This is a genomic window from Trueperella sp. HMSC08B05 (assembly GCF_001808405.1).
Taxonomy (GTDB): Bacteria; Actinomycetota; Actinomycetes; order Actinomycetales; family Actinomycetaceae; genus Trueperella; species Trueperella bernardiae.
In genome coordinates this window covers 1-7997 of sequence record NZ_KV793266.1, presented here as the reverse complement: position 1 = coordinate 7997, position 7997 = coordinate 1, and the positions used below count along the sequence as shown (strand labels likewise).

The following is a 7997-nucleotide window of genomic DNA, read 5'->3' as shown; positions in this document are numbered from 1 at the left end:
TCCAGGCCCAACTGCACAGACGCACCCTGCGCGGACTGTACCGGCCCCCACGTAATAGCCACGTTTTAGACTCCCATCTGGGCCCGGAACCGGGCACCGTTCAAAACCAGGTCGCCAGCAGCGCGCACGCCAGGGTGTGCCGCCACCCGCCCGTCAGCGATCTCACGCAGGTAGGCCGGGAACTCCCGGCCCTCCACTTCAAGCACCAGGCGTGCCCCATTCACACCGGCCGCCGGTGAGACCGGTGCCGGGCCCGCCACACCACCACCAGCGAACTGTGTCAGCCCGTACCCGAACCGTTTAGCGACCTCGGCCAGGATCTCCAAGGACCGTTTACGTTTCGACACCGCCAACGGGATGTAGGCCTCGCCCCCGGTCTCCGGTTCAGCCCACACGCGCCACTCGCCGGGGCGCGCAATCTGCGCGATGTGCCGTTCAGAACCATTCGCGAAGAACTTGACCAGGCCACCGTCAGCTTGACGTAGCGCCGCCAGGCCGGCACCACCAGCTGCACCAATCTGCACATACGCTTTCTGCCGGGCAATGTAGGCCACCGCGCCACCAACCGTGTTGTAGAAGTCGCCCGCGATCGCCCCACCGATCCGCACATCCTCCTTCGAGGTACGAATCTGGCCCTTGACCGTGTTCAGCACGTCAATAGCCTTACGGGATTGGCCGTCAATTTGCACGTACTCATGCCCGTTACGGATTGCTTCGAGGGCGAGCCGGAGCGCCGTGTTGGCCTTCTCGCGCGCACCGTCAATCTGCACAGACTCTTCAGACCCAGCGATATCAGCCAGGAGCTGGTCGAGTGTCTGATCTGCAGGGTGGCGTTCACCGAAAATGGTGACCGTCCCATCCCCGTTGTTGATCGCGCCCTCCACCTCGGCCAGCTTCGTGTTCGCCGGAACCGGGTTGCCATCGATCGTGACCAGGCCCGTTGTCTCATCGATCCCGACCTTGACACCATCCAGGGTGACCCACGCTTGGGCGGCATCAATCCCGACCCGTGTTTCCACCTCGTCGGGGAGCAAACCGATCTGCGCCCACAAGGCGGCAACCTCGTCCGTTGACCCCAGAGCCTGCTCGCCAAGCTCAAAGAACGCTTGCCGGCCACGCTCAATGATCGCGTTGATTTCCTCCTGGGTAGCCCCGTTTTCGGCAGCCGCGACCGTGGCCCGTTGGGTTGCCTGCGCCACCCTATCCAAGGCCGCGTTCTTCGAATCAAGCGACGCTGATGCATCCGCCACCACCTGGCCACTGTCGGCGATAGCCTCATTCAGGCCACGTTCAGCTTCACGCGCCGCGAGCGCCTTGTTACGCACACCGAGTAGTTGGTCTTGGCGGCGTTTGGAGGCGTTGATGACTTCTTGGATTGCGTCGGCTTCGATTTTTTGGGCGCGGGCGACGTCACCGGAGGCAAGCGCGGCCTCTTTCGCTTTTTGCGCGGTCTGTTCGTACTCATTGGCCTGTTTGTCGAGGGCGTCGATAAGGTCAAGGATGTGTTGCTTGTTGGCCTTGGACTGGGCACCGGACAAATCCCCGGCAACACGTTTCTTCTCCTCAGCATCCGCGAGTGCCACTAGCTTGGCCTTGAGATCGTCCAAGGCTGGGCCACCGGCCTGAATCGCATCCACAGTTTCCTTCGTGCTGATGCCAAGGTCGTTGAGCCGGTCTTCAAGGTTCTTTCCGAACCCGAACGCCCGCTCGTCGGCGCGCATCATCTCCACGAGCTTCTCACGCGTCTGATCCGTGGCATTCCCCAGATCATCAAAAGAATCAGCCAGGTCGCGTAGCTCTTGCTTGTTGCGCTGGGAGGCCTCACTGATCTTGCCTAGGACGGCGGCCACGGCCGACAGCGCTAGGAGGGGAGCGTTAGCAACCAAAAGCCCTTTCAAAGCTACACCCATACCACGCACCGCGCCCGTAGCCCTACGCATCGCACCCTGGACAAGGATCGCAGAACCGGATAGTCCTTCCATGTGCGCCAAATGGCGACGTAGCTGGAGCGTGTCCAACTGGCGTTGGAACAACTCAACCGCTTTCTTCCCATCCATCACGTGGGGGCGTAGCATCATGAACGCCGCACCGACCGCCAACACCGGGGTAGGTAACTTGGCCAACCAGTCAGCCAACGTCCCCACCACGCTAGACAGGGGGACCATGATAGCGGAAGCGATATTCGCGGCTGGGATCAGGGCCGACGTGAAAGACACCCCGGTTTTCGCGATAGCTTCAGCCAGGTTCACCGCTGCCGGCACCAGCCGCTCAGCCGACGCCAACAGGCCACCACCCAAGATCGTCGCCGCTTGCGCCGCGTACGACACCATAGGCGCCGCCGTCGCCGCAACCTGCGCAAACCCGCGCGCCACCGTCCCACCAAGGACGGCAAGCCGGTCAAACACGCCCATCAGGCCCTCAAGACTCGACCCGTGCCTGACCCAACTGAACGACGCCGCAATATCCGTACCAGCCCGCCGGAACGCCGCCCCCGTCAACGTCACTTGTGCTTGCAACCGTGCCAGGGTGGACGCCACACGACTCGAGGATGCCCGATCCAGGCCAAACGCCTCCTCGATCGGGCGCACATTCCCCTTCGCCAACGCCAACGCCACGCCACGCACCCGGGTGTACACCTCGGTCGACATGGCCGTGACCGCCGGGGTGATCGCGTTGATCTTGTCCCGCACCGTGGTGAACAGGGCCGGCAGGTCAGCGAACGGGCCACCCAACACGCCCTGCCCCAGACGGCCAAGAGCGGCGAGAACGTTCTGGAACGACCCAGTGACAGTGTCACCCATCGACAAGGCCGAACCCTTGAACTGGGACTCCATCGCGTCAGCGAATATCTCTGCCGAGATCTGGCCCTTCTGCCCCAATGCCATGGCTTCCTCAGCCGTGATCCCCAACTGCTCTGCCACCAGCTGGTAGACCGGGATTCCGGCCTCCATCAGCTGCATGGCCTCATCACCTTGGAGCTTGCCCTTAGCGAAAACCTTATTCCAGATCAGGCCCATCGTGTTGAAGTCGGTGCCGGCCTGGGCGGCCGTGTCACCAATCAGCCCAAGGACGCGCTGCAGTTTCTCACCCGGTGCCACACCAGCGGTCACCAGGGACTTCGCGGCCGTCGCCGCCGCGTCCAGGCCAAACGCGGTACCTTCCACGGCCGCGTTCGCGTTCCCCATCACCACACTGACCTGCTGGGCAGACAACCCCATGCCGGCCATCGACTTCTCAGCCTGCTCGAACGCGCGAAGACGCCCGAAACCTTTCGTCAACGCGGTCGCCATCAGCCCGCCCGTGGCCGCCGCACCCACGACCAGGCCCCGCTTCATCGTCTTCTGCATCGCCGTGGTGAGCTTGGCACCCATCGACGTGCCCGACTTCGACACTCGCGACGAAATATCAGCACCATTCAGCTCAGCCTGGATGGTCTTACCAGCGCCGCGCATGGAAGGAATGATCTGCACATAAGCCCGGGCAAGTTCGTACGCCATTATTGTTCTTTCCTTCCACACGCGGTGTTAGAGCAAGTCGATCACCTGCTCGTAGGTCAACCCCTTCGGGGTGTGCCTTTGTTTCTTTTCACCGGGCCGAGGCACGCGCTGCGGGAAATTCCGGCCCTTGTGCCCGTCCTCGGTCTTGGCCCACTGCAACCAGTGCGCCACGTCCACCAACTCCGCCAACAAATAATCGGTGACCTGCCAGTCGGTGTACGCCTCCCCAGCCATCGCCTGAAACAAGGGGCCGTCTTTGACCGGGTGGGACACGACAACCCACAAATCACGCAAGTTCAGGCCGGGCGTGCCAACATGGCGCAACCTCAACCCCAGGCGGATAAGTTCGTATTCGACTTCTTCCCTGAACTCGCCAACCAGGCGGCTCAGGCTTCGGATTCCCCCAGGTTCAGCTCGGAGGCAGCCACCCACTCTTCCATCATCTGGTTGAAGGACTTGATCGGCATTTCACGCCGTGTCTGGTTAGCGTCTTCGTCTAGGTATTCTTCAAGGACAGCGGCGAGGAATGCGGCCATCGGCTCGGTGGCGTGATCCTCCAACAGGCGCATGGGGACATCTTCCAGGTAAGGCAGGGTGAGAGTGCCGTTGGCGGTGGTGTAGGTGAACATCTCACCACGCTCAACCTTCTGCTCGGCCTGCTTCTTAACAGTCGTCGTCTTCTTCTCAGTCATAGGGGGCGCTCCAATCAAAAAAGGGGGGGGCGCTATTTTCACCAATCACACACCCCAAAAGGTGTGGTGAGGTTGGCCGGGAAGCGCACCCCACAGCCCAGCCAACCCCACACTTAAATCAGAGGAACCCGGCCTACTCGGCCTCGTCCTCAATGTACTCATACGAAGAATTCCCGTGCTCATCCTCCGCACAACGAATCTCAACCTCGTACTTGATCATGTCGTTATGCACGTGGACAACCTCACCGGTAAGAAACAGCTCACCGTTGGGGATCACCAGGCGACGCACCGCGTCCCCATCACGATCCCCAAGCGCCCACACACGCTTACCATTCGGCTTCGCATTGTGCTTAACACTGATCTTCTTCCCCGCCACCTCAACGTTGGCCTCACCGTAGACCAGCTTCAGGATCTCAGCATCCGCACCCTCAATCAGGGTCGTGGTAACCACCTCAGAGAAGGACTCAGTGATCGTGCGCGCGGTGCCACCACCGTGCATCTTCAGATCCGTGGTCTCACGATTCGGGTTAAGCGACCAGCCACCATCAGACAGGATCGCCTTAGCGTTAAACGCCTCAGGTAGCTTGGTCTTAGCATCGGTGGGCAGCGACGTGCCAGCCGGGGCAGATGCAAGCGCACCAGATGCTTCAATCGGCGCGCCAACCATAAACTTAGGAATAGCCATAACGCTAATCCTCCTTTTCTTTTCCAGTATTCTCGGCGCGCCTATCCCGCACCGACACCCCACGACGTGGGGACACCTCGCTCTTCTCGGGGAGCACCCACCCGGCAGCCGTCCACGCGGCCACCCGATCCTTGGGCACTTCCCTCACGATCGCACCCCACACAGGGTGAACAACTCGCACCACTAGGGCACCACCTCTCCATCTACTTCTTCCTTTTGGGCCTCGTCGAACCTGACCAACATGGTCACCTCGAACTGGTGACGCGACATCAGTTCGGCGTACGGGTCAGGGAACTCAACCGGGATACCGGGCACGGTCTCGTACTGGTAGATACCGGGGAACGCCCCCGGGTCGTCCCGGGCCACGTTCGCGAACGCCAGCCACACGCGCCTAGCAAGCTGGAATGAGGCACGCTGCCCGTTGGCCCACACCTCGATCAGCACCCGGGCACGCTCCTGGCGCGGATTCAACGGCTCACCAGCCGTCCGCGACACCCGCACAGTCCCCGGCACCCTATCCAAAGGCACATCAGCGACCGCGTTAAACCCTTTACCCCGCAAGAAACGCTGCACTGCGGTAGCCACGTCAGCCGGCATAGGAAAACCAGTCACGACCCACCTCCCACCAGTGCGCGCAGTAGCGTGTTGTTCTTCGCGTTAGACCGGATCGCCTTAGGGGTTGCGGTGATCACCGACCCGATCACGCGACTATCACCCGTCCACGTGGAGGCCTCGTACCCGGGGCCGGCACGCCCCGCAACCTGACGCGCGTGCAACCCCACCAGGCCAGCCACCGGCCCGGACTTCAAATACGCCGCAAACTGGTCATGATTGAGTTTGACTTTCACGCTCATCTGCGCCGCCTTTCAAGAAACACGACCGCGCCAGCGAACCGGGTGATCGCCACGATCGGGTTGTTATCCCACACCTGGGTCTCACCTTGCACACTGTAGGGGCCACCATCCTCCAGGCCAGGGACGGTGACGACGTCGTCCGGGCCGGGGCGCGGGCCACCAACCGGGCACGACACCCGCAACCGGGACGTCACCGTCCGCCGACCAGAGGCGAACTCTTCCTCGTACTCGCGCGGAGCCACAGAGAAAATGGGCCACAAGACGTGCTCCCAGTCTTCCCAGTTGCCCTTGTCGAGCGGGTACCCGTCTTCGTCCACCCCGGCCGGGGCACGATGAATCGTGGCCACCTTTGTGATGCGTCTCAACATGCCCCGCCACCACCTTCATAGATCGGGTGACCGGCCAAGACCACGCCGCAGGAGCACAGGGCCGGGTTCCACGTGTGGTCACACCACGGCAAGTGCACCCCCGCCTGGTAACCGCCCATGCTGACAGAGAAGGCCTGCCCGGCCTTCCCCGCCCCCGGCTCACGCAACGCGTCCCGCTCACTATCGAGCAGGACAAGCCCGCCGGGCTGATCACCACTGAATGTGATCGACCCGGTGAACGACCCGTCAGTCTCCTGCATCTGCCGAATCCCCTCAGGGTTCCGAAAAACACGGGAAACCATCGCCCCAACGACGTCCTTGACCGTGGCCAGCAAGTCCGGTTCCTGCCCGGACTCTAGGCGCTGGTCGAGGGTGGGGAATTCCCGGCGTAGCATCCGCTCAGCTTTCGCCACCCACCGGCCCACCAGGGCCTCATCAGTGGGAGTATTCGACCCGATCCAGTCCTGGATCACGTCACTAGGCTCAGTCCACAACACAAGGAACCCCCTCCTCTTCTCACGCCTGCTACTTGGTGGCGTTTTTCCGGGCTGTCTGCTTGCGTGCCGCTGGTTTACGTGCCGGAGCCTCCACCGCACCGGCGGGCACCCACGCGCCCCCCAGATGCTCAACCAGAGACTCCGGCACCACCACTACCACACCCGTGATCGGGTTAGTCAACCGCACCATGATCAGCCAGCTGCCTTCACAACCGCGAACCGGTCCGTCAGCACATGCCAGGCGTACACAATCTCCAGACGCAGCGCGACCTGGTTTGCACGCTTCAGATCACCCTGACCATCCGGGTCACCGTAAGGGATCACCTCGAGCGGGATCTGCTTCTGGATACCCCAACGGATGCCGTTGGTGAAGTCACCGACGATCGCACGGGTCTTCGTATCCGTAGCTTCCGGCTGGCCAGAAACCGTGTCACCCACCGCGACCGGCAGGCCAAGGAAACGGTCAATGTTCGCACCCAGACCGATCTCCGGGTAACGCTGACGCCCATCCGGGTCACCGTTAGCGAGCTTGCCCTGCAGGTCACCAAGCGCCCACGCCATCTTCGGGTCCAGTGCCAGGCCAGTGACCTGGTGGTTCTTCGCGATCACCAGGCCAGCGGCGGCACGAATATCAGCATCGGCCTCCGCCTTGCCCTGCTCCACCGTCAGACTCGTGGCGGTAAGGTAGTTCGCCCAAGAATCTACTGTGTTGCCGGTGAGCGGGTTGATCCGGTGGTACAGGCCAAGGTCAAGGGCACGAGAGAGCGCGGTGTTCATCGCCGGGACAACGTCACGGTCAATGATCTGCGCCTGGTGGTCCTCATTGGTCCACATGAACTCGTCTGTGACACGCACAGTGACAACAGACTTGCGGGGCACGGCGGTGACCTTCTCCCAGGCCGCCGACGTCGAGGACTTCTCACCCTTCTCCTCAACAAACTCAGCACGCACCGTGTCATTGAAGTTAATGAAGTTCGCGTTACCGAAAAGCATTGGTTCGGCGGCGGACAGTCGCGCCACCGTGGAGGTGGTCTTCGCCTTGTCAACGATCTTCCCCAGATACTGCTCGGGAAGGATGGCGGTAAGAGTCTTCGAATCCATGATAGTCATCGTGGTTTTCTCCTTTACTTGAATATGTCTCGCACCAGCAAGTGAGCATCACTTACTGGCGCATTGTTTGTTGGCTGATGCCCGAGTCCGGGCGCGGCCGCCTTGCGTGGCTCAGCTTGACGGAACTCAAGAAGCTGGTCAGCGAACGCCACCAGCTCCTCCCGTGTACCGCCCTGGAGCAGACTGGCAGGGACCTGTTTTTCTGCAGCAACCGCCGCTACGAGCGCATCGTGCTCGAGGCGCGTGTTGTGCTGTTCGAGCGCGCTGATCCGTCCTAGCGCTTTCTCCAGGTCC

The 7997-nt window shown here is 61.9% G+C and carries 10 protein-coding genes; all 10 read right to left on the bottom strand.

What is annotated here, in order from left to right:
* Nucleotides 1–65: 65 nt before the first annotated feature.
* Entirely contained in the window at nt 66–3497 is a 3432-nt protein-coding gene (locus tag HMPREF3167_RS07260) for a tape measure protein (protein WP_070446279.1), read from the bottom strand.
* A gap of 27 nt (nt 3498–3524) precedes the next feature.
* A complete protein-coding gene (locus HMPREF3167_RS07255) occupies nt 3525–3731 on the bottom strand; it encodes a DUF5361 domain-containing protein (protein WP_168160842.1) in 207 nt (68 codons plus the stop codon).
* 152 nt (nt 3732–3883) lie between these two features.
* Nucleotides 3884–4189 carry a hypothetical protein gene (locus HMPREF3167_RS07250; RefSeq protein ID WP_068539385.1) on the bottom strand — a complete coding sequence of 102 codons (306 nt, stop codon included), beginning with the start codon at nt 4187–4189 and terminating at the stop codon, nt 3884–3886.
* 133 nt (nt 4190–4322) lie between these two features.
* The gene (locus tag HMPREF3167_RS07245; protein WP_143602168.1) at nt 4323–4874 is read right to left on the bottom strand and encodes a phage tail tube protein; all 552 of its coding nucleotides are present in this window, start codon (nt 4872–4874) and stop codon (nt 4323–4325) included.
* Between the two features lie 183 nt (nt 4875–5057).
* Nucleotides 5058–5369, bottom strand: a complete 312-nt coding sequence (locus HMPREF3167_RS07240; RefSeq protein ID WP_168160841.1) for a hypothetical protein — start codon at nt 5367–5369, stop codon at nt 5058–5060.
* A gap of 113 nt (nt 5370–5482) precedes the next feature.
* Entirely contained in the window at nt 5483–5728 is a 246-nt protein-coding gene (locus HMPREF3167_RS07235; protein ID WP_068539379.1) for a hypothetical protein, read from the bottom strand.
* A complete protein-coding gene (locus HMPREF3167_RS07230) occupies nt 5725–6096 on the bottom strand; it encodes a hypothetical protein (RefSeq protein WP_068539377.1) in 372 nt (123 codons plus the stop codon). Before HMPREF3167_RS07230 ends, HMPREF3167_RS07235 begins: the two co-directional genes overlap by 4 nt.
* Nucleotides 6090–6569: a Gp19/Gp15/Gp42 family protein gene (locus HMPREF3167_RS07225; RefSeq protein ID WP_143602165.1), complete on the bottom strand. Its 480-nt coding sequence runs from the start codon at nt 6567–6569 to the stop codon at nt 6090–6092. The genes HMPREF3167_RS07230 and HMPREF3167_RS07225 overlap by 7 nt, the downstream gene beginning before the upstream one ends.
* A gap of 216 nt (nt 6570–6785) precedes the next feature.
* Nucleotides 6786–7703 carry a phage major capsid family protein gene (locus tag HMPREF3167_RS07220; protein WP_210382982.1) on the bottom strand — a complete coding sequence of 306 codons (918 nt, stop codon included), beginning with the start codon at nt 7701–7703 and terminating at the stop codon, nt 6786–6788.
* Between the two features lie 14 nt (nt 7704–7717).
* Nucleotides 7718–7997, bottom strand: a 280-nt coding sequence (locus HMPREF3167_RS09990) for a hypothetical protein (protein WP_210382981.1), incomplete at its 5' end; no start/stop codon positions are given.